Annotated in this window: 21 protein-coding genes; 7 read left to right on the top strand and 14 right to left on the bottom strand. The window is 56.5% G+C overall.

Translation table 11 applies throughout. From position 1 onward, the window contains the following. Window positions 1–8: 8 nt before the first annotated feature. Window positions 9–872, top strand: coding sequence for an urea carboxylase-associated family protein (locus ACR0DY_RS05925; RefSeq protein ID WP_480483164.1), 864 nt, complete (start codon window positions 9–11; stop codon window positions 870–872). 24 nt (window positions 873–896) lie between these two features. On the opposite strand, the gene deoD is transcribed toward ACR0DY_RS05925, so the two are convergent. The 3 genes from deoD to ACR0DY_RS05910 form a co-directional block, all read right to left on the bottom strand. After that, a complete protein-coding gene (gene deoD, locus ACR0DY_RS05920) occupies window positions 897–1,607 on the bottom strand; it encodes a purine-nucleoside phosphorylase (RefSeq protein ID WP_480486656.1) in 711 nt (236 codons plus the stop codon). An 18-nt stretch (window positions 1,608–1,625) separates the two neighbouring features. Beyond that, entirely contained in the window at window positions 1,626–1,943 is a 318-nt protein-coding gene (locus ACR0DY_RS05915; RefSeq protein ID WP_480483168.1) for an H-NS histone family protein, read from the bottom strand. 124 nt (window positions 1,944–2,067) lie between these two features. Then, entirely contained in the window at window positions 2,068–4,128 is a 2,061-nt protein-coding gene (locus ACR0DY_RS05910) for a methylmalonyl-CoA mutase family protein (protein WP_480897945.1), read from the bottom strand. Between the two features lie 51 nt (window positions 4,129–4,179). Between ACR0DY_RS05910 and ACR0DY_RS05905 the strand changes: the two genes are divergently transcribed. The 6 genes from ACR0DY_RS05905 to ACR0DY_RS05880 all read left to right on the top strand — a co-directional run bounded on the left by ACR0DY_RS05905 (window position 4,180) and on the right by ACR0DY_RS05880 (window position 11,088). Beyond that, on the top strand, window positions 4,180–5,523 hold the full coding sequence (locus ACR0DY_RS05905; protein WP_480897944.1) for a 1-acyl-sn-glycerol-3-phosphate acyltransferase: 1,344 nt from the start codon (window positions 4,180–4,182) through the stop codon (window positions 5,521–5,523). Window positions 5,524–5,678: 155 nt separating this feature from the next. Continuing rightward, complete coding sequence (gene ccrA, locus ACR0DY_RS05900) at window positions 5,679–6,962, top strand: crotonyl-CoA carboxylase/reductase (protein WP_480475116.1); 1,284 nt, start codon at window positions 5,679–5,681, stop codon at window positions 6,960–6,962. 367 nt (window positions 6,963–7,329) lie between these two features. Further along, window positions 7,330–8,049 carry a helix-turn-helix transcriptional regulator gene (locus ACR0DY_RS05895; protein ID WP_209506490.1) on the top strand — a complete coding sequence of 240 codons (720 nt, stop codon included), beginning with the start codon at window positions 7,330–7,332 and terminating at the stop codon, window positions 8,047–8,049. 82 nt (window positions 8,050–8,131) lie between these two features. After that, window positions 8,132–8,770, top strand: coding sequence for an acyl-homoserine-lactone synthase (locus ACR0DY_RS05890; RefSeq protein WP_480483174.1), 639 nt, complete (start codon window positions 8,132–8,134; stop codon window positions 8,768–8,770). 60 nt (window positions 8,771–8,830) lie between these two features. Beyond that, window positions 8,831–10,378 carry an ATP-dependent DNA helicase gene (locus tag ACR0DY_RS05885; protein WP_480486664.1) on the top strand — a complete coding sequence of 516 codons (1,548 nt, stop codon included), beginning with the start codon at window positions 8,831–8,833 and terminating at the stop codon, window positions 10,376–10,378. After that, window positions 10,360–11,088, top strand: coding sequence for an SDR family oxidoreductase (locus ACR0DY_RS05880; RefSeq protein WP_480486666.1), 729 nt, complete (start codon window positions 10,360–10,362; stop codon window positions 11,086–11,088). The genes ACR0DY_RS05885 and ACR0DY_RS05880 overlap by 19 nt, the downstream gene beginning before the upstream one ends. Before the next feature lie 3 nt (window positions 11,089–11,091). Here the strand turns inward: ACR0DY_RS05880 and ACR0DY_RS05875 are convergent, their stop codons facing one another. The 11 genes from ACR0DY_RS05875 to ACR0DY_RS05825 form a co-directional block, all read right to left on the bottom strand. After that, the gene (locus ACR0DY_RS05875) at window positions 11,092–11,859 is read right to left on the bottom strand and encodes a TIGR02186 family protein (RefSeq protein WP_480483180.1); all 768 of its coding nucleotides are present in this window, start codon (window positions 11,857–11,859) and stop codon (window positions 11,092–11,094) included. A gap of 2 nt (window positions 11,860–11,861) precedes the next feature. Next, entirely contained in the window at window positions 11,862–12,782 is a 921-nt protein-coding gene (locus tag ACR0DY_RS05870) for a sulfite exporter TauE/SafE family protein (RefSeq protein WP_480475128.1), read from the bottom strand. Between the two features lie 91 nt (window positions 12,783–12,873). After that, window positions 12,874–13,797, bottom strand: coding sequence for a sulfite exporter TauE/SafE family protein (locus ACR0DY_RS05865; RefSeq protein WP_480483182.1), 924 nt, complete (start codon window positions 13,795–13,797; stop codon window positions 12,874–12,876). A 90-nt stretch (window positions 13,798–13,887) separates the two neighbouring features. Further along, window positions 13,888–14,856, bottom strand: coding sequence for an ABC transporter permease (locus ACR0DY_RS05860; protein ID WP_480475132.1), 969 nt, complete (start codon window positions 14,854–14,856; stop codon window positions 13,888–13,890). Next, on the bottom strand, window positions 14,856–15,950 hold the full coding sequence (locus tag ACR0DY_RS05855) for an ABC transporter permease (RefSeq protein ID WP_209506472.1): 1,095 nt from the start codon (window positions 15,948–15,950) through the stop codon (window positions 14,856–14,858). Before ACR0DY_RS05855 ends, ACR0DY_RS05860 begins: the two co-directional genes overlap by 1 nt. A 1-nt stretch (window position 15,951) precedes the next feature. Next, window positions 15,952–17,481 carry an ABC transporter ATP-binding protein gene (locus ACR0DY_RS05850; RefSeq protein ID WP_480897942.1) on the bottom strand — a complete coding sequence of 510 codons (1,530 nt, stop codon included), beginning with the start codon at window positions 17,479–17,481 and terminating at the stop codon, window positions 15,952–15,954. Between the two features lie 95 nt (window positions 17,482–17,576). Further along, window positions 17,577–18,575 (bottom strand): BMP family lipoprotein, encoded by a 999-nt coding sequence (locus tag ACR0DY_RS05845; protein WP_480483186.1) that lies wholly within the window; start codon window positions 18,573–18,575, stop codon window positions 17,577–17,579. Window positions 18,576–18,733: 158 nt separating this feature from the next. Beyond that, window positions 18,734–19,132, bottom strand: a complete 399-nt coding sequence (locus ACR0DY_RS05840) for a GNAT family N-acetyltransferase (RefSeq protein ID WP_480545903.1) — start codon at window positions 19,130–19,132, stop codon at window positions 18,734–18,736. 11 nt (window positions 19,133–19,143) lie between these two features. Continuing rightward, window positions 19,144–19,734: a tRNA (adenosine(37)-N6)-threonylcarbamoyltransferase complex dimerization subunit type 1 TsaB gene (tsaB, locus tag ACR0DY_RS05835; protein ID WP_480545905.1), complete on the bottom strand. Its 591-nt coding sequence runs from the start codon at window positions 19,732–19,734 to the stop codon at window positions 19,144–19,146. Continuing rightward, complete coding sequence (locus ACR0DY_RS05830; protein ID WP_267366253.1) at window positions 19,724–20,287, bottom strand: NifU family protein; 564 nt, start codon at window positions 20,285–20,287, stop codon at window positions 19,724–19,726. The genes tsaB and ACR0DY_RS05830 overlap by 11 nt, the downstream gene beginning before the upstream one ends. Before the next feature lie 69 nt (window positions 20,288–20,356). After that, window positions 20,357–20,950 carry a DsbA family protein gene (locus tag ACR0DY_RS05825; RefSeq protein WP_480545906.1) on the bottom strand — a complete coding sequence of 198 codons (594 nt, stop codon included), beginning with the start codon at window positions 20,948–20,950 and terminating at the stop codon, window positions 20,357–20,359.

Genomic DNA, 20,950 nt, shown 5'->3' with positions numbered 1-20,950 from the left:
TGCACGCCATGACCGGTTCTGAGAATACTGCCCGCCCCCCAGAAGATGCCGAAGCCCGTCGTTCGGTCGCCCCTGTCATTTGTTATCCGAACGATGCCTTGCCGCGACCAGATTTGCCCTGGATCAGATCTGTACGCCAACGGGCAGTCCAAACCGGCGAAGTCCTGGTTCCTCCGCGTGAGGCGCGCTGTTTTGATGTACCTGCCGGGCATTTCTTTCGTATCACATCGGTTGAAGGACCGCAGGTTGGCGATTTGAACCTGTGGAACCGCAATGATTTGTCCGAGCGCTTTTATTCCGGAAAAACGCGGGCTCTGCATGGCACGCACCTGACCACCGGAGAGCGGATGTGGTCCAGTTTCCCACATCTGCGGCCGATGGCCACGATCATAGCGGATACACTGGAATGGTACGGGATCGATACCCATGGGGGGTCGGTTCATGACGTGATTGGCACGCGTTGTGATCCATATACGGGCAATTTGCTGTCCGGCACGCAGTATCATCATTGCTGCCATTCCAACCTGACCCGCGCGTTGGCGGATCATCTGAATATCCCGATGGATGAGGCCGAACCCGCGGTGCACGACGTTCTGAACGTCTTCATGTGTACTGGTTTCACTCGGGATACTGGTCAGTATTTCATGAAAGCATCGCCCGTTCGCCCCGGCGACTATCTGGAATTCTTTGCCGAAATCGATCTGCTTGGCAATCTCAGCGCCTGTCCGGGTGGGGATTGCTCGTCCGAGCATTCCTCGGACACCGCCGCGTGTTATCCCTTGTTGGTCGAAACATTTGCCGCGACGGTCACAGACCTGGATGGCTGGGAAAGCCCGGCGCGCAATGGCTATGATCGCACGCACGGGCGTTAGGATCGGCGGGCACCCACCTTACTGCTAGTTGCCCGGGAATGCGGCCTGTAGCGCGATTTCCACCATGTCTCCAAAGCTGCTTTCACGTTCCGAGGATGGCAGAGCCTCTCCCGTCAGAAGGTGATCGGAAACGGTGAGAACTGCCAGAGCACGACATTTGTGGCGCGCTGCCAGGATATAGAGCTCGGCCGCCTCCATTTCGACGCCGAGAATCCCGTGACGCACCATCTGTTCGTTCAGGTCCGGGCGCTCATCATAGAAAACGTCCGAAGAATAAATCCCACCGACATGGGTAGGGGTTCCTTTGGCAGCCGCCACCTTCGCGGCCGCCTGCAACAAGCTCCAATCGGCGCAGGGCGCAAAATTCAGTTCTTTCATGATACCGCGTGACGGCGTACTCAGCGTCGTCGAAGTCATTGCCAGAATGACGTCTCGAATTTTGACACTGTCCTGCATTCCGCCACACGACCCAATTCGGATCAGGGTTTTTGCACCGTAATCGCGAATTAACTCGTTTACGTAAATGGAGAGCGAGGGCATTCCCATGCCGCTACCCTGTATCGTTACAGGATTTCCCTTCCAATTTCCGGTAAACCCAAGCATTCCCCGGACGTTATTGACCTGTTTCACATCGTCCAAAAACGTCTCGGCTGCCCATTTCGCCCGATAAGGATCTCCGGGTAATAGGACAGTGTCTGCAATTTCGCCTTTTTCAGCGCCGATATGAATTGTCATTGTTTTGATCCGCCCTGATCAGATTTCAAGATCGGAGATATCGGTACCCGCCTGCAACGCATCGTGCACCCATTTCGGCTTGCGGCCGCGACCTGTCCAGGTTTGTTCCGGATTGCCAGGATTGCGGTATTTTTCTTTTGTTTTCTTTTGCTTGGATGCGCGGGGTGCATCGCCTGAAAGTTCGGACAGCGAATACCCGAATTCTGCGGCAGCTTTTTCTGCGGCTTTCAAAGCCTCACGGCGCTCGCGTTTTTCCGCTCCTACCAAGGCTTTTTCGACATCGTCGCGCAATGCCAAAAGGTCTTTGCGCGACATCTGTTCAAGATTGAACCCCATCATTCATCTCCAAAGGATATGTTTTACGGTACACTTGAGCGCGCACCGTAATTCTAGCGAATGGTTTATTCCATCCCAAATATCCAAAGCGAAGAAACGGGGAATTAAGGTTCTAAAACCTCAGTTACTCGGCTGCGAGGTTTTTGGGGTCAACCAGCGTTACAATATCGCTCATGATCGCATTAAGTTCAAAGTTTTTGGGGGTGTAAACCTTGGCTACACCCATGGCTTTCAATTTTGCGGCATCTTCATCCGGAATAATTCCGCCGACAACCACGGGAATGTGAGACAGGCCAGCCTTTTGCAGCCGATCCATTACATCTTCGACCAAAGGCAGATGGCTACCGGACAGGATCGACAACCCGATGACATGTGCGTCATCATCGCGGGCTGAGGTGACAATTTCTTCCGGGGTCAGCCGGATACCCTCATAGCTGATATCCATGCCGCAGTCGCGGGCACGGAACGCGATTTGTTCGGCGCCGTTGGAATGGCCGTCCAACCCCGGTTTTCCAACCAGGAATTTCAGGCGCCGTCCCAGTTTGTCGCTGACGGCATCAACCGCCGCGCGCAGGTCCTCCAACCCTTCGGTCTTGTTCGAGACCGAACCGGAAACGCCGGTCGGGCCACGATAAGTGCCGAAAACCTTGCGCATCTCTTCGGCCCACTCCCCGGTTGTCACACCCGCCTTGGCAGCGGCAATGGACGGCTCCATGACGTTCGCTCCTGTCTGAGCCGCCTGGCGCAACGCGGACAAGGTCGCTGTAACAGCCGCTTCGTCGCGCTCAGCCCGCCACGCGTTCAGGCGGTCGATCTGTTCCTGTTCTACCGCAGGATCAACGACCATGATGCCGCCATCTTCGGTCTGAAGGGGCGAAGCCTCGCCTTCCATCCATTTGTTCACGCCGACGACCACAGTTTCGTTGCGTTCGATCCGGTTCAGACGTTCAGCGTTGGAATCCACAAGGCGGGATTTCATATACTCGATTGATGCAACCGCACCGCCCATCGCATCCAGATTCGCAAGCTCTGCCCGCGCGCCTGCTTTCAATTCTTCGACCTTGCCATCAACGGCAGGGTTGCCATCGAACAGGTCATCGAATTCCAACAGGTCAGTTTCATAGGCCAGAATCTGCTGCATCCGCATGGACCATTGCTGGTCCCAGGGGCGTGGCAGGCCAAGCGCCTCGTTCCAGGCAGGCAACTGCACCGCACGGGCGCGTGCATTCTTCGACAGGGTTACTGCCAGCATCTCGATCAGGATGCGGTAGACATTGTTCTCAGGTTGTTGCTCGGTCAGCCCCAGAGAGTTCACCTGCACACCATAGCGGAAGCGGCGGAACTTTGGGTTCTCGACACCATATCGCTGTTGCAGGATTTCGTCCCAAAGATCGACAAATGCGCGCATTTTGCACATTTCAGTGACAAAGCGGATACCAGCATTCACAAAAAAGGAAATCCGGCCGCAAAGCGCGGGGAAATCCTCGGCAGGTACTCGTGGGCGCAATTCGTCCAGCACGGCGATGGCTGTTGCCAGCGCATAAGCAAGTTCTTGTTCCGGTGTCGCGCCAGCCTCTTGCAAATGATAGGAACACACATTCATCGGGTTCCACTTGGGGACATTGGAATAGCAATACTCGGCCACGTCCGCGATCATCTTCAGCGACGGTTTTGGCGGACAGACATAAGTGCCCCGGCTCAGATACTCCTTGATCAGGTCGTTCTGGACTGTGCCCTGCAACTTGGAAATGTCAGCGCCTTGTTCCTCGGCTGCGGCGATGTAAAGGGCAAGCAACCAAGGGGCGGTGGCGTTGATCGTCATAGACGTGTTCATCTGTTCCAATGGAATCTGATCGAACAAAACCCGCATATCGCCCAGATGGCAAACGGGGACCCCGACCTTGCCAACTTCGCCACGTGCCAACGTGTGGTCACTGTCATATCCGGTCTGGGTGGGCAGATCGAAGGCAACCGAAAGACCGGTTTGCCCTTTGGCAAGGTTGCCACGATAAAGCGCGTTCGAGGCCTTGGCGGTAGAATGACCGGCATAGGTCCGGATGAGCCAGGGGCGATCTTTCTGCATCTGCGTCATGAAGGGGCCTCGCGTTTCGGTGGGCAATAAAATTACGTCTACGGGTTCTAAAGCGCAATTTTCGGGACATGTCAATTCGCTGCGTTGCGGCATCCTGCAATTGTTCAGATTGTGAGCAGCTGAGATTGGTGGCAAGGTGCGGCCATGATGCAAACCGTGGAACTTCCGCTTTGGCTTTTTGTGCTGATCGTGGTCTTTGCCATGGTTACTTTCGCTTCACATTTCCTGTTCCCGTCAGTCCGGTGGTTCTTCCGCCGCCGGTTGGAACGTGCCGTGGCGCGATTGAACCAGCGCTTGCAACGTCCGATCCAACCGTTCAAGCTGGCCCGCCGGCACGACATGATTCAACGGCTGATTTATGATCCACAGGTCGGAAAAGCGGTCCAGCATCACGCCCTTGAAGCCGGAATACCCGAAGCCGTTGCGTCCGAGCAGGCACGCCGCTATGCCCGCGAGATCGTACCGTCCTTTTCCGCCTTCGCCTATTTCAGTTTTGCGATCCGGCTGGCCCGGCTGCTAAGCAACACATTCTACGAAGTGCGGCTTAGCTACGAAGACGAAGACGCGGTCAGGACTATTGACCCTGATGCAACCGTTGTTTTTGTGATGAACCACAGAAGCAATATGGACTACGTGTTGGTTACATATCTGGCGGCCCCGCATTCTGCTTTGTCCTATGCAGTAGGGGAATGGGCGCGGGTTTGGCCGCTGAGCCGGTTGATCCGGGCAATGGGGGCTTACTTTATCCGGCGCAAGTCGGGTAGCGAGCTCTACCGGCAGGTTCTGTCCACCTATGTGCGCCATGCGACCGAAGCCGGTGTGACGCAAGCCATGTTTCCAGAAGGTGGATTAAGCCTGACAGGAGCGCTCGCCCGCCCAAAGCTTGGGTTGCTCAAATACATAATGGATGGGACGACGTCGCAGGGGCGTGATGTCGTATTTGTTCCCGTCGCTTTGAATTATGACCGTGTGCTTGAAGACACTATTCTTACCCGTGCGGCACTGGGAAAAGAGCGTCGTTTTCGGGCGCGGATCGGGGTCATCGCGCGATGGATTTTCAAGCAGTTCTGGCGGCGAGTGATCGGACGCTACAAGCGGTTTGGGCTGGCATCGGTCCGGTACGGAATGCCGATTTCCCTGAAAGAGTTCCGGGCCGAAGGCAGTGACGACATGATGACCGATCTGGCGCGCACATTGATGCAACGTATCCAGAACGCGATCCCGTTGGTTCCGGCCCCTGCGGCCTGTTTGCTGATACGTGACAATGGGCCGATGGCGGAACTGGATCTGCGGTCCTGTATTCAGACGATGATGGAACGCGACGGTAGGCAGACCCAAGACAATGCGCCGGCCATATCAAGCGCTTTGGACCAGTTGATTGAACGACGGATACTCAAGCGGCAGGGAGATATTCTTTCTGCATCTGGGCAACGCGGTGATCTGCTGGAGTATTATGCGGCATCTGTACCGGTTTCCGCGCGCCCCTAATATTCTGCGTCTGCAAAATAATTTCTGCAACTGCTGGGTCATAAAATTACAATTTTTCACCGAAACAGGTTGCAATATTTCGCAGCGGCCAATATTTCATCTGATAAAGCACGCGATTCTGCGTCGCGGCAAAAGCATTGAAAAAGGAGGCCAGCATGGCTTTGGACACCGAAACCGGTATCGCGTCGTATGAGGCACCCGAAAAAGACCTCTATGAAATGGGTGAGATCCCTCCGATGGGATATGTCCCGAAACAAATGTACGCCTGGGCCATCCGAAAGGAACGCCATGGCGAGCCAAACACTGCGATGCAGCAGGAAGTGGTCGATGTACCCACGCTGGACAGCAATGAGGTGCTTGTTCTGGTGATGGCTGCAGGCGTTAATTACAACGGTGTCTGGGCTGCACTGGGCCAGCCGATCAGCCCCTTTGATGGCCACAAGGCACCGTACCATGTCGCGGGCTCTGATGCATCGGGTATCGTCTGGGCCGTTGGTGACAAGGTCAAGCGGTGGAAGGTTGGCGACGAAGTTGTCATCCACTGCAACCAGGACGATGGCGACGACGAAGAATGCAACGGCGGCGACCCAATGTATTCGACCAGCCAGCGGATCTGGGGCTATGAAACACCTGACGGCTCATTCAGCCAGTTCACACGCGTGCAGGCTCAGCAGTTGATGCCGCGCCCCAAGCACCTGACTTGGGAAGAAGCGGCCTGCTACACGCTGACACTCGCGACAGCTTATCGTATGCTGTTTGGTCACGAACCGCATGACCTGAAACCGGGTCAGAACGTTCTGGTCTGGGGTGCCTCGGGCGGTCTGGGATCTTATGCAATCCAGTTGATCAACACAGCCGGGGCAAACGCGATCGGGGTGATCTCGGACGAAAGCAAGCGTGATTTCGTCATGGGTCTGGGCGCAAAGGGGGTTCTGAACCGCCGCGACTTTAATTGCTGGGGTCAACTGCCCACGGTCAATACGCCCGAATACGCCGAGTGGTTCAAAGAGGCCCGCAAATTCGGCAAGGCAATCTGGGACATCACCGGCAAGGGCAACAATGTCGACATGGTGTTCGAGCATCCGGGCGAGAGCACCTTCCCGGTCTCGACTTTCGTGGTGAAAAAAGGCGGCATGGTTGTGATTTGTGCGGGGACGTCCGGGTTCAACTGCACATTCGATGTGCGTTACATGTGGATGCACCAGAAACGCCTGCAGGGTTCGCATTTTGCCCATCTGAAACAGGCGGCGGCGGCGAACAAGCTGATGGTCGAGCGCCGCCTGGATCCCTGTATGTCCGAGGTGTTTGCCTGGAACGACCTACCGGAAGCACATATGAAAATGCTGCGGAATGAACACAAGCCGGGCAACATGTCTGTGCTTGTTCAGGCGCCGCGTACCGGGCTGCGCACTCTCGAAGAAGTTTTGGACGCAGGCTGATAAAGTTAAGGACGTTAGACAAAAACCACCCGCGAATCGCACTGCCGGTTCGCGGGTGGTTTGCTGTTTGCAGACCTTTTTCATGGTTTCAAATGCTTGCGATTCTTACTCCCGCTATTTTTGGGGAGTAGAAACCGGTGAATAGGTCGAAAAAGATCATACATGTTATGGTTGTGTTAACGCTTCGTTAACTGTTTCAGAGAGACCCTGATGGCGCAAAATGAGTGGATATTGGACGTACTATCGGACCTCAATGCGTTCGCCGTTGCGAATGGGTTGAGCGCGCTTGCAGAACAGCTTGATGATACAAGACTGATTGCCGCGGCCGAGATTGCGTCCCTGAAGAACGAGGCACGGGCGCCCGCGGATGGGAACGAAAACCGATTTGGGGCAAATCCTACAGGATTTGGAAAACACCAGCACGCTTGAAGAGCTCAGCATCGTTGCCGAGTGTCTGCGAGACACTTTGAAGGTCGCACATCTGACATATCATTGGGTTGACGGCGCGGGGGACCAATACGGCTATACGACCTACTCAGACGCCTGGGACGAACGATACAGGGAAAAAAACTATCATCGTATCGACCCTGTAATTCTGGGGTGTTTCCAGCGATTTCACCCAGTTGACTGGAAGTCTCTGGACTGGTCCAGCAAGGTGGCCAAATCATTCCTTCAGGATGCCCACGACCATGGGGTCGGCAATCAGGGATACTCGATCCCGATCCGAGGGCCAAACGGTCAGTTCGCTCTTTTTACCGTTAACCACAGCTGCGACGATCAAACCTGGCAGACCTTCATCTCGACCTACGGGCGTGAGTTGATTCTTGTTGCGCACTACATCAACCGCAAAGCGCTGGAGTTTGAAAAGGACAGGCAACCGGATGCCACGCGCGGCCTGTCGCCCCGTGAAATCGACGCCATTACCCTTTTGGCACTGGGTTACAGCCGTGCTCAGGTGGCGCATTCCCTGTCGATTTCGGAACACACGCTACGCGTTTACATTGAAAGCGCCCGGTCGAAACTCGGAGCCCTTAACACGACCCACGCAATCGCAACGGCACTCAGCCGGGGATTAATAGTCGTTTAAGGCCAGAGCGTCCTCAAAACGCAATATTAACCACGACTCTGTACCCCCTTCGTTCCTGCACAGGACGACAAGGGGAAAAGTCATGTTGCGTTATCTATATGCCGATGAGTTACACAGATTTCCGACTCTGGCTGAGGGGATGTTCAAGGATCGCGCAGATCAGTTCAAAACCCGGTTGGGGTGGGATGTCCATGTCAACAAAAAAGGAGAAGAGCGGGATGAGTACGACGACTTCAACCCGCTTTATGTCATCTGGGAAGAACCGGATGGCAGCCATGGCGGGTCGATGCGGGTATTGCCGACAACAGGTCGGGTAATGATCAATGAGGTGTTTGGGCATCTCAACGGCGGCAAGCCGATTTGCAGCCCGCTGATCTGGGAGGTGACCCGGTTCTGCCTGTCCCGCACAGCCAGCCCGCACACTGCCGGGGCCATCATGCTAAGCGGGGGCGAGATGATGGAAGGCTTTGGCCTGACGCATATTGCCGGTGTTTTTGATGCCCGTATGATCCGGATCTATCGTCTGATCGGGTCGTCCCCCAAGGTTCTTGGAACCCAAGGCAAAGGGCGTGACCAGATCTCGGTTGGGTTGTGGCCCTATTCAGCGGATGATTGCAACCGCGTGGCTGAACGGGCAGGGATCCCGCGTGAGCTTTCGCGCATGTGGTTCAAGGCGGCTTTCGGGCGATCCAAACTGCACCGATTTGCCTTGTCTGCCTAAGGACCGGAAAACGCAATTCCGCATCTGGTGATGGTTGGCGCGGCCCTGTAGGGTCGCGCCATGTCTTTGCCCAACGTGACCTTCTCAGATGATCAGGCCGCCGCGTATGACAGCATCGCCGAGATGCTGCGCTCAGCCGGTGTCGACCTGGAGGACGATGCCCTTCTCAAACTGCCGGGGGCAGGGAAGTCTGGCGTGATGGCTGTCATCGGCAAGGCCGGGTCCGGCAAAACGTTGCTACTGGCCGAACTTTACAAAGCGCTGGCGGAGACCGGCGTTCAGGTCGTGTCCGGCGATTACGAAAGCCGGAAATCCAGAGACAAGCGCAGCCTTGCCATTCTGGCCCCCACGAACAAAGCCGCAAGTGTTTTGCGCCTTCGCGGTGTTCCGGCAACTACTATTCACCGCATCCTTTATACGCCGGTCTATGACCCGGAATACGAGCGTATCGCCGAGTGGCTGGCCGGAAATGATGAACGCCCCGAGATCGAAGGTCTGACAGACGAAGCTTTGGACCGTGCTGCTACGTTTTATCGTAACAACAAATCGATCCCCGGAGCGCTGGCCGCAGCCGGATTGCGCGGATCGGATTTCATCACTGGTTGGAAACGACGTGAGGAACCGCTGGATATCGGGTTTGTCGATGAGGCGTCGATGCTGGATGATCGTCAGTTCGAGGACCTGAAAGAGATATTCCCGACCCTTCTACTGTTCGGTGATCCCGCACAGCTGGCTCCGGTCAATCAGTCCGGCAGCATGGTGTTTGAAGCCTTGCCCGAACCGCGAAAGCTGACGCTTCAGCGTGTGCATCGGCAGGATGCAGATAACCCGATCCTGGATCTGGCGCACGCTCTTGCCGATCCGTCGATGGGATTTGAAGAATTTGAACGTCTGGTCGAAGACACTGCCCGGCGGGATGACAGGGTCGTTTGGGGGCAGCGGGTCGAAGTTGATCTGATGGCGCGCAGCCCGGTTCTGGTCTGGCGTAACGCCACGCGCATTCGTTTGATACAGGCGTTCAGGCAAGTTCACGGCGCACTGGATACGGAGCTTTTGGAAGGCGAGCCGCTGATCTGCGACGGGATCGAGTTGCCGTTGAAGCACCGCAAGAAGCGGTTGGATCTTGAGGCGCGCGGCCTGATCAAAGGCGCCCAGGTTGTTTATCTTGGTCCCGGTCGTAAGCCTGGGTTTTCGCGCTTGCATGTGATGGGGGCCGAAGACCCTCAGGTCAGTGCTGCATCGATTGTCCAGATCGAAAAACCGGATGAGGAAGAGCCCTTCATTCCTTTTGCTGCCCGCATGGGGGCGACGTTTTTGCACGGGGCTGCGGTGACTATACATAAGGCACAAGGATCACAGTGGGACACGGTTCAGGTGTTTGCCCCTGACATTTACGCCGCGGCCCGTATGGGCCGTTCCGAGGCCGGGCAACCTTTGTGGAAGCGTTTGGCTTATGTTGCGATTACCCGCGCACAAGAGCGTTTGATCTGGGTGGTCCGTAACCGGCTGTCGAAACCCACCCACCCGTTGCAGATTGATGATTTGCGCGCGGTCCCCGCAGTTTCACTCACACTGGAGACAGAAGAGACATGGGTTCCATCATCGTAACTGGTGCAAGCTCTGGCATAGGTCGGGCCACCGCCGAGCTTTTTCTGGTGCAGGGCTGGACGGTCGGGCTGCTGGCGCGCAGCGCGGACAAGCTGAATGCCCTCGCGCAGGAATACCCGGCGGCCATAGCATTACCCGCAGATGTGACCGACCCGGACGCCGTCAAACAGGCGTTCCACGCCTTCATGGATCGGACAGGGCGACTTGATGTTCTGTTTAACAACGCTGGTATTTTTGCCCGCGGCGGCACAGTCGACGAAATCGCGCTGGACGATTGGTATCAAACCGTCAACGTCAACCTGAACGGTATGTTTCTATGCGCGCGCGAGGCCTTTGGGATCATGCGTCATCAAAGCCCGCAGGGCGGGCGGATCATCAATAACGGCTCGATTGCTGCGCATGTTCCGCGCCCGAATTCTGTACATTATTCGGCGACCAAACATGCCATTACCGGGCTGACGCGCAGCCTTTCACTGGATGGGCGATCCTTTGGAATTGCATGTGGTCAGATCGATATCGGCAATGCACGCACGCAGATGGTTCAGGATCTGGTGGATGCGGCGCAGGCGGCAGGCCAGACGCCGGACCCAACCATGGCGGTTGAAGATGCCGCGCGTTCCGTTCTGCATATGGCCACCCTGCCGCCCGAGGCGAATGTGCAGTTCATGACGGTCATGGCCACGACCATGCCCTATATCGGCAGGGGGTGAGTGTCAGTTTTCCCGCAACAGTCGGAACGCTGTCGACGCGCCCCAACCCGCGGCAATTGCGATAACCAATGACATCAGCCCGTACCAAACGGGTTGCTGACGGGACATATTGTACAGAAACCGCTCCAACCCGACTTTGCGGACGTCGATTTTGGTTTCGTATTGCGATACAACCTCTCCTCCGCGGGTCAGGAAGATCCGAGCTGAGTAATCCCCTTCGGTCAGGTCCGCAGGCATGTCAATTGACGTCCGGAACAAGGTTTGTTCGTCCACGGCCACAGTGTTCTCGCGGATGGAATACAGCTGTTCAGATTCACGGATACGGATCACGGCATCTGCAAAATCCTGAGCACCACGGATGTGCATCGCCGCTCCGACCGACCGGATCGCGCGTTCGATCGAAATGCGGTGACGCAGGTCTTCGGTATCGGTCAGAATTTGATCCAACGGTTCGCTGGTGGCAACTGCGTAGAAACTTGGTGCCAGGTCGACCAGAACGCTATCGGTGTTTACCCAAATCCCAAGCTTTCGCTCTTTGCGGCGAACCGTTACGGGCTCGGACGGGCCTGCAACCGCTACAATAACCGCGACTGGTGGGCCTGGCGGAATGGGTGATTCCCGTTTGATGGCCCCGAAAATGAGGATCTCAGACCCGTCAAAGTCGGCAGTGATCGCAACACGATCCTGGCTGAGGCCCAGGACGACCTGCTCTTCATCGGCTGCGGCGGGCAGGCAGAACAGGCACAAAGCGGCAAAGACATAGCGCAGCATTCTTAATGCCCCCCGCTGTTGCCAAGCGAATAAAGCTCGGATGGTTCAAGAAGCAAATCAAGGGCCAGCTTGCCGCAGACGACCAGAACCAGCGCCGCCAACAGAACGCGTAGTTGTTCTGCCGGCATGCGCGAACCGATTACGGTTCCGATCTGGGCGCCAATGACGCCCCCGACCAGCAGCAAAACCGCCAGGACAATGTCCACTGTATAGTTGGTGGTCGCGTGCAGCATCGTGGTAAATGCGGTTACGAAGATGATCTGAAACAACGATGTGCCGACAACGACTTTCGTGGGCATTCCCAGCAGGTAAATCATCGCTGGGACCATGATGAAGCCGCCACCGACCCCCATAATCGCGGACAAGACCCCGACGCTTAGACCAACTACAACCGGTGGAATGACCGAGATATAAAGACCTGATGTGCGAAAGCGCATCTTGAAGGGCATCGAATGAACCCAGCCACGTTGGCGGCGCTTGGCTGGAGCTGCCCCGCCTTTCTTGGCTTTGCGCAGCGCCCTCAGGCTTTCGATGAACATCAGGCTGCCAATGATACCAAGGAAGACCACGTAACAAAGGGTTACCAGAAGGTCGACCTGGCCCAGGCTTTTTAGATAGTTAAAGACAACAACGCCCAATGCAGCCCCGACTAGACCGCCTGTCAACAAAACCGTACCCATCTTGAGGTCAACGGTCTTTCGTCGAAAATGGGCCAGCACCCCGGAAAAGGACGATGCAACAATCTGATTGGCCTCTGTCGCAACCGCAACAGCCGGTGGTATGCCAATGAAAAACAGCAGCGGCGTCATGAGAAACCCGCCGCCGACCCCGAACATCCCCGACAGAATTCCAACCATTCCACCCAGACCAAGGAGTAGAAATGCATTTACCGAGACTTCGGCTATGGGCAGGTAAATATGCATGATACCGTCACTTTGCTCTGGGTCTTGGCTTGCCTTCTATCAAACTCGAATTCAAGAGCGGTTATTGTCGCGTGGTACGGGGAAAACAACATCATACCCCTCCAGGCTCTGCCAGAGAAAAGATCTCCAACGGCGGCAATAGAAGGTCAAATCCGATCTTTCCGGCAACGCCCATGACCAGCAACGCCAACAAAATGCGCAGCTGTTCGGCTTTCAGACGTGCACCGATCTGCGTCCCCAATTGCGCGCCCAGAACGCCGCCAAGCAACAAGAACAGGGCAAGCACTATGTCGACGCTGAAATTTGTCGACGCATGTATCATGGTTGTGAAACCGGCGACGAAAATGATCTGGAACAGGGATGTCCCGATAACCACTTTGGTCGGAATGCCAAGAACATAGATCATCGCGGGTACCATGATGAACCCGCCGCCGACACCCATGATCGCCGACAGGATGCCAACACCAAACCCGACCAGTGCAGGTGGTATGACCGAGATGTACAGGCTTGATGCCCGAAACCGCATCTTGAAGGGCAGTGCGTGAACCCATGTACGCTGGCGTCGCTTGGGGGCAGGTTGATACCCGGACTTTCTGGCTTTTCGGATGGCGGCAAGGCTTTCAATGAACATCAGGGTTCCGATGGCCCCCAGAAACACGACATAACAAATCTGTACAGCCAGATCGACCTGTCCGAGATGCTTGAGAAAATTGAAAACCACCATACCCAGGGCCGCGCCAAACAACCCTCCGGTCAGCAGAACGCTTCCCATTTTCAGGTCCACGGTCTTGCGCCTGAGATGGGCCAACAATCCCGAAATGGAGGAAGCGACAACCTGATTGGCTGATGTCGCAACGGCAACCGCCGGGGGAATGCCGATAAAAAACAGCAGCGGAGTGATCAAAAATCCTCCGCCGACACCGAACATGCCAGATAAAACACCGACGACCCCACCGATCCCCAACAGCAGGAATGGGCTGACAGAAACTTCGGCTATGGGAAGGTATACGTGCATACCCTCTTAGAACGGTTGCGGCATGCAAAATCAACTCTGCATGCCGCCTTGCAGCGAACAGGACTGAAACTCCATTCGGAACTGGCCTTATCAGCGCTCTTTGATGTAGGGCTCTCCGCCTGCCCGTGGTGGCACGGCCTTGCCGACAAAACCGGCCAGAATAACAACTGTCAGGATATAGGGCAGGGCGTCCATCACCTGGACCGGAATCACTACGCCACCAAGATCGATGTTTTGGAACCGAAGTGCTACCGCCTGAAGCAGGCCAAACAGCAAACAGGCCCACATGGCGTGCCACGGGCGCCATTTGGCAAAGATCAAGGCGGCCAGCGCAATAAAGCCACGACCAGCGGTCATTTCCTTGACGAACCCCGCCTGCAAAGCCGTCGCCAGATAAGCGCCCGCGATACCACAAAGTACGCCACAGATCGCGACGGCTGCGAAGCGCAGGCCAACCACGGATACACCTGCCGTGTCGACGGCTGCCGGGTTTTCACCCACAGCCCGCAGGCGCAGGCCGAACCGTGTGCGGAAAAGCACCCACCACGTTGCTGGAACCATCAGGAATGCCACATAAACAAGGATCGAATGGCCCGAGAGCAGTTCGGAATAGATCGGGCCGACAATCGGAACCCCTCCAAGCGCATCGGCAAATGGAAAGTTGATAGGCTCGAACCGGCCGCCACCAAAGAGCGAGGGCGTGCGACCGCCCTGCTGGAACCAGCTTTGGGCGACGAGCACTGTCAGGCCCGAGGCGAGAAAGTTTATTGCGACACCCGAAATCAGCTGGTTGCCCCGGAAGGTTATCGATGCCAACCCGTGCAGCCCTGACAGCGCCAATGAGGATCCGATGCCTGCCAGCAAGCCCAGCCAGACTGAACCCGTAACCGCCGCGACAGCCGCAGAAAAGAACGCGGCCACCAGCATTTTGCCTTCCAGCCCGATGTCGAAAATGCCAGCCCGTTCCGAATACAGACCCGCCAAACAGGCCAGCAAAAGAGGCGTAGATAGGCGGATGGTCGAATCCAGAACCTGGATGAGGGTTACAAAGAAGTCCATTACTCTGCCCTCTTCCGCATACCAAGGAACAGTTTCTCAAGCGGCATCCGCACCATGTTGTCCAGCGCCCCAGTGAACAGGATCACCAGCGCCTGAATGACCACGATCAGTTCACGCGGGATCGATGCCCACAGCGCCAGTTCCGCACCGCCCTGATACAGGAACCCGAACAAAAGCGCGGCCAGCAATACCCCGAACGGGTGTGAGCGCCCCATAAGGGCCACGGCAATCCCGATGAACCCAGCGCCTTCTGTCGAGTTCAGAACAAGGCGCTCCGCCTCGCCCATGACGTTGTTGATGGCCATCAAACCTGCCAGTGCACCCGAGATCAGCATCGCAACAATAGTAATGCGAACCGGTGAGATGCCGGCATAGACCGCTCCGGTTTCAGAGTGGCCGTACGCACGGATTTCATAGCCCAGCCGGGTCCGCCAGATCAGCGCCCAGACGACGACACAGGCCAGCAAAGCGATGAAGAACGTAATGTTTACCGGAGCCCCCCGGAACACCGTGTTCTCTGCGGTCGAGAACATTGACTGGAACGTTGGCAGATGGACGGACTCGGGGAACCGTGCGGTTGCCGGGTCCTGCGACCCTTGCGGGCGCATGACATTGACCAGCATGTAGTTCAGAAAGGCAGCGGCAATAAAATTGAACATGATCGTGGTGATCACGATATGGCTGCCGCGCTTGGCCTGAAGATAGGCCGGGATAGCGGCCCAAAGCGCGCCAAACAGCATTGATGCGGCGCAAGCTGCAAGCAATGCAACGCTCCAATGCGGCCAGTCGACGTAAAGGCAAACCATGGCCACACCAAGACCGCCCAGCATCGCCTGACCTTCGCCACCGATGTTGAACAAGCGGGCGTGGAATGCGACGGCGACCGCAAGGCCGGTAAACATGAAGTTTGTCGCGTAATAGAGCGTGTAGCCCCACCCATAGGTTGACCCCAGCGCGCCCGAAACCATCAGCTTTACAGCTTCGACGGGGTTTTCTCCGATGGCGAGAATGACCAGCGCCGACAGGATAGCGGCCAGCATCAGACTGATCAGCGGGATCAGAACGACATCGGCCCATTTAGGCATTTTTTCCATCCTACGCGGCCTCTCCTGCAACACCGGCCATCAGCAGGCCAAGTTCTTTTTCATCTGTTTCATTGGGCAGCCGTTCACCCATGATATGCCCGTCAAACATCACTGCGATCCGGTCGGACAGCGAGAAGATCTCTTCCAACTCGACCGAAACCAGAAGGATCGCCTTGCCTTGGTCGCGCAGGGCCACGATCTGCTTGTGAATGAATTCGATTGCCCCGATATCAACGCCACGTGTCGGCTGGCCGACCAGCAGCAGGTCAGGGTTTCGCTCGATTTCGCGGGCAACGACGATTTTCTGTTGGTTCCCACCCGAAAAGCTTTTGGCGGCAAGCCAAGGGTCTGGTGGCCGGACATCAAATTTCTCGATCTTGGCTTCGGTGTCAGCGCGCAGAGCGGAGTTGTCCATAAAGATGCCGTGTTTATAGGCCGGGTCGCGGTGATAGCCGAAGGCCACGTTTTCCCACGCGTGGAAATCCATAATCAAACCTTCGCGCTGACGGTCTTCGGGCACATGCGCGATGCGCTGTGCACGACGCGCCTGACCGTCTGATCCGGCACCGCTTAGGGCCAGCGGTTCGCCGTTCAGCTTGATCGAGCCTTGTCCCGGACGCATCCCGCCCAGAACCTCCAGCAGTTCCGACTGCCCATTGCCCGCCACACCGGCAATACCGACGATCTCACCTGCACGAACGGTCAGGTCGATACCTTTGACCCGTTCAACACCGGCGGAATCAAAAACGCTCAGCTTTTCGATCTCAAGAATGGGTTTGCCCGGCGTCGCAGGCACCTTGTCGACTTGCAGCAAAACCTTGCGGCCTACCATCAGCTCGGCCAGTTCTTCAGGGCTGGTGTTCGAAGTTTTTACCGTAGCTGTCATCTGCCCACGGCGCATGACCGAAACGGTATCGGTGTTTTCCATGATTTCGCGCAGCTTGTGGGTGATCACGATGATCGTTTTCCCTTCGGCCCGCAGACGATCCAGGATACGGAACAGTTGGTCAGCCTCAGCCGGGGTCAGAACACCAGTCGGTTCATCCAGAATCAGAATCTCGGCCTTGCGATACAAAGCCTTCAAAATCTCGACGCGCTGCTGCATCCCCACACCGATCTCATCAATGCGTTTGTCGGGGTCAACGAACAGTTCGTATTCTTCTTCCAGTTCTTTCAGTTCTTTACGCGCCTTGGCCAGAGACGGAGCCAGAAGGCCGCCATCTTCAGCACCCAGAACGATGTTTTCCAGAACCGTGAAATTCTCCACCAGCTTGAAATGCTGAAACACCATCCCGATGCCCGAGGCGATAGCCGCCTGGCTGTCAGGGATTTCGGTCTTTGTCCCGTTGATCCAAATTTCACCTTTGTCGGCTTTGTAAAAGCCGTAGAGGATGCTCATCAGCGTGGATTTGCCCGCACCGTTTTCACCGATAATCCCATGGATCGTACCGGGGGCGACGCTGATTGAGATGTCTTTGTTGGCCTGAACCGGCCCAAAGGATTTGGAAATCCCTTTGAGCTCAATGGCGGGGACGGTCATGTCTTACCCTCAACTGCCGAAAAGCCCATCCGGCAGGTGGCACGGATGGCAGAGTGGATGGCAGGGCGGAAGGGTTCCTTCCGCCCCGCGCGGTATCAGAACTGCAGTGCGGGGCAGCTGTCGTTCTCGTAATAGCTGACAACGGTGATATCGCCGTTGATGATGGCTTTGCGGGCTTCTTCCACCGCATCGTTCATTTGGGCCGAAACAAGTTCTTTGTTGTTATCGTCCATGGCGACGCCAACACCTTCCTCGGCCAGACCCATTGTGAACACGCCGGTTTCTACGGCGTCACCTGCTTTCATCGCGTCATACACCGCGACGTCCACACGCTTCAGCATCGACGTCAGGACCTTGCCCGGATGCAGGTGGTTCTGGTTGCTGTCCACGCCGATCGACAGGATGCCTTCGTCAGCTGCCGTTTGCAGAACGCCTACACCTGTACCACCAGCTGCGGCATAGATCACGTCAGCACCCTGGCTGATCTGTGCTTTTGTAAGTTCCGAACCTTTTACAGGGTCGTTCCACGCCGCAGGGGTGGTGCCGGTCATGTTGGCGACAACATTGATGTCCGGGTTCACGGCTTTGGCGCCTTGTGCGTATCCGCAGCCAAAGTGGCGGATCAGCGGAATGTCCATACCGCCGATAAAGCCAACGGTGCCCGATTTCGATGCCATCGCTGCCATCATGCCAACCAGGTACGATCCTTCATGCTCGGCAAAGCCGATCTGGCGGATGTTGGGGATGTCCAGCCAGTTCACGTCGACGGCCACGAATTTGGTTTCAGGATAATCACCTGCAACGGCCGACAATGGATCAGCCATACCAAAGCCCATGGTGATGATCGGGTTGGCACCTGATTCTGCGAAACGGCGCAGAGCCTGTTCGCGCTGTGCTTCCGACTGGATCTCGATCTCGCGGTATTCGCCGCCGGTCTCATCGGCCCAACGCTGCGCGCCATTATATGCGGCTTCGTTGAAAGATTTGTCGAACTTGCCGCCCAGGTCAAAGATCAGCGCCGGTTCAGCGAAAGCTGCACCTGCGGTCAGAGCGACAGCAGCGGCAGCACCCATCAAGGATTTCATCAGGGTCATTTAAGTCTCCCATTTTTTTTGTTGGCACGAAGTCAGATTAGCCCCGTTTACCCACTTTTAGCGAGCATAAGTGTTGTGATGGCGGGAATTAAGGACGTTTGCAACCGTCATGGTCAATTGATTTCTGACCAAATGGTCTAAAAAATCTTTGGTTGCCGTTAGGGCAGTGCGCGTTCCATCACAAGAGCATCAATTTTTGGGCCTGTTTTTCTGGAATAATACCCCTTGCGCCGACCGCACTGGCGATACCCGCATTGCCCATACAGCGCGATTGCTGCAACATTGTCGGCAGCCACGTCCAGAAAAGCGCGGTTTGCCTGCAAAGTGACTGCCCGGTCGTGCCAGTTGCGCATGGTCTGAAACCCGAGACCTTGTCTTTGAAACGCGGGGTGAGTCGCAATCGTCAGCAACTCTGCCTCACCCGCGATCACCTGAAACAGGGCAAAGCAACGGGCATCCCCAACGCAGTCAGTGAACCGGTTCTCCAAAAGGCTGGCGATTTCATCGGCAGTCCAGGGGCGTGACTGGGTGAATGCCGCTGCATGTGTCGCTGCCATCTCGTAAGGCGTCATTGGTCCAGTAACACAGGCGGCACATCTCGGGACGGGGCTGCGTCCGCAGGTCTGACATATAGCGGGGCCGGAGGTGCACTGACCTTGCGCCATCGTCTTGCGGCAAGTCTGGCAACGGCTTGTACCTGCAATGCGGGATCGGAGCAGACATACAAAAGCCCATGCTGTTCGGCCTCGTCCCTGGGCAAAAGGCAAGGGCCGGTTCCGGGAAGTTGTACATACACCTGTTCGCGCGGCGCAGGGATGGCTGGTAGCTGTCCTTCTTCTGCCAGTTCAATCAGAGCATCGAATCCAGAAACGCCCACCGCCGGGACGCCAAGGCCCAAGGCAAGGCCCCGGGCAGCAGAGACCGAGATGCGTATACCCGTGAAATTACCGGGCCCAATCCCAACACCGATAGCGTCCAGATCGGCCCATACGCAACCGGCCTCGGTCAGCACTTCTTGCAGCAAGGGCATCAATCGTTCGGCTTGACCCCGTGACATGCGTTCGACACGGGATACTGCGATCACACTGCCACGCAACAAAGCGGCCGCGCAATGCGCGGCCGATGTATCAAATGCCAGGATCGTCGGGTCAGACGGCAACTGGGCGAACCTCAGTCACTTCGGGGATGTAATGGCGCAGCAGGTTTTCGATACCCATCTTCAGTGTCAGGGTTGATGACGGGCACCCCGCGCAGGCACCTTGCATGTGCAGGTAGACGATGCCGCGATCAAAACCATGAAAGGTGATGTCGCCACCATCCTGTGCCACGGCCGGGCGCACGCGGCTGTCCAGCAGGTCTTTGATCTGGTTGACGATTTCTGCATCTTCTCCGGTATGTTCGGCATGACCCGAGGCCGCTGCCGCGTCGGCACCCATGACGGGCTGGCCGGATTGATAATGCTCCATCACTGCGCCAAGAATTGCAGGTTTGATGTGATCCCATTGAACATCGTCGGATTTGGTCACCGTGACAAAGTCGTTTCCAAAGAACACACCGGTCACGCCGTTTACGGCAAAGATTCGTTTGGCCAATGGGGACTTGTCACCAGCCTCGGCTGTCGGGAAATCCGCGGTTCCAGCCTCAAGCACCGTTTGGCCGGGCAGAAATTTCAACGTGGCCGGGTTTGGGGTGGATTCGGTCTGGATGAACATGAGGCAGCTCCGTCTGAGGTGTTTCTGATATGCGCTCAGGGGTCGGAGAAGTCAATATTTGGAACGATTCTAAATCGTGACCGCGTAACGAATCGCGTCATCCAGCCGGTCATCTCCCCAAAACAACTCTGTCCCTGCAACAAAACTGGGTGCGCCGAACAGGCCAAGTGCTTTTGCGCGCGCGGATTGCTCGAACAGCGCAGCCTTGATGCTCGGATCTTTTGCACGATTCATCACTGCCGCAGGCAGACCTGCCATCTTCAGGCAATCCTCAAGCACGCCTTCGTCAGAGATGTTCCTCCCGTCCCCGAATTCAGCGCTGAAGACAGCCTTTGCGAAGGAAGCCCGTTCTTCGCGATGCGCAAGGGCCAGAGCCAGGCGCGCTGCCGTGAGCGAGTTTTGCGGGAATGGGTCAGGCCGAACCAACGGCAGCCGTCTTGTGCCGCAAAGACGTTCCATGTCGCGCCACATATAGCGCCCTTTGGCCGGATACAGGTTGAACGGCGACGTGCGCCATCCCTGATCCGCGAAAATCGGACCCAACAGAAAAGGCTGCCAGTCAACCGAGACACCTTTGTCCTGCGCGGCCTGTTCGATCCGCATCGCGCTGAGATAGGAATAGGTCGAGGCGAAGTCGAACCAGAACTGCAACGTCTTCGCCAT

Source organism: Ruegeria sp. O6, from assembly GCF_056535045.1.
Note: the sequence above shows the minus strand (reverse complement) of the source record. Positions and strands in the feature narration are given on the sequence as shown.